Source organism: Klebsiella sp. MS 92-3 (assembly GCF_000195655.1).
Classification (GTDB): Bacteria; Pseudomonadota; Gammaproteobacteria; order Enterobacterales; family Enterobacteriaceae; genus Klebsiella; species Klebsiella pneumoniae.
In genome coordinates, this window is record NZ_GL882860.1 from 4,122 (window position 1) to 5,167 (window position 1,046).

1 protein-coding gene is annotated in these 1,046 nt (G+C 59.8%); it reads left to right on the plus strand.

Annotated features, from left to right (window positions below; all coding sequences use genetic code 11):
- Positions 1-106: 106 nt before the first annotated feature.
- Positions 107-982, plus strand: a complete 876-nt coding sequence (locus HMPREF9538_RS03485; RefSeq protein ID WP_009486197.1) for a neutral zinc metallopeptidase — start codon at positions 107-109, stop codon at positions 980-982.
- Positions 983-1,046: the final 64 nt, after the last annotated feature.

Consider the following 1,046-nt stretch of genomic DNA (forward strand, 5'->3'; position numbering starts at 1 on the left):
AGAAGATGGCCTCATCTTCTGGCGTCTCTTGCTGTTTCCTGTGGTAATCCTGCGCTGAACCGCCTACGATCTCTGCTATTGATACATAACAGGGAATGAGGTGCTTATGCGCTGGCAAGGGCGTCGCGAAAGCGACAATGTTGAAGATCAACGTGGACAATCAGGCTCGCCGTTTGGCGGCGGCGGGGGCGGCGGCTTCCGTCTGCCGAGCGGGAAGGGCGGCATTGTATTGCTGATTATTGTGCTGGTGGCGGGCTACTACGGCGTGGATTTGACCGGCATGTTGACCGGCGAACCGATGCCGCAGCAGCAGACCTCCACGCAGCGCTCCATCAGTCCGAAAGACGATGAAGCGGCGAAGTTTACTTCCGTCATTCTGGCTACCACCGAAGATACCTGGGGGCCGATCTTTGAAAAGATGGGCCGCCAGTACCCGCAGCCAAAGCTGGTGCTCTACCGCGGCGCGACCCGTACCGGCTGCGGCACCGGTCAGTCGGTGATGGGCCCCTTCTATTGTCCTGCCGACAGTACGGTCTATATCGACCTGTCATTCTACGATGAGATGAAAAATAAACTGGGCGCCGACGGCGACTTTGCCCAGGGGTACGTCATTGCTCATGAAGTGGGTCATCACGTACAAAAACTGCTGGGCATTGAGCCGAAGGTCCGCCAGCAACAGCAGCATGCCACGCAGGCCGAAGCCAACCGCCTGTCGGTTAAGATGGAGCTGCAGGCAGACTGCTTCGCCGGCGTCTGGGGTCATAATATGCAGCAGCAGGATATTCTGGAAACTGGCGATCTGCAGGAGGCGCTGAACGCCGCCGAGGCCATCGGCGACGATCGTCTACAGCAGCAGAGCCAGGGACGCGTAGTGCCGGATAGTTTTACCCACGGCACCTCTAAACAGCGCTACACCTGGTTCAAACGCGGTTTCGATAGCGGCGATCCGGCGCAGTGCAATACCTTCGGCAGCGCGCTGTAATCGTCCCCCATGATGGACACGCTGCTTGACCTCACCCCCCCGGCGGGGGGGGGGGGGGGGGGGG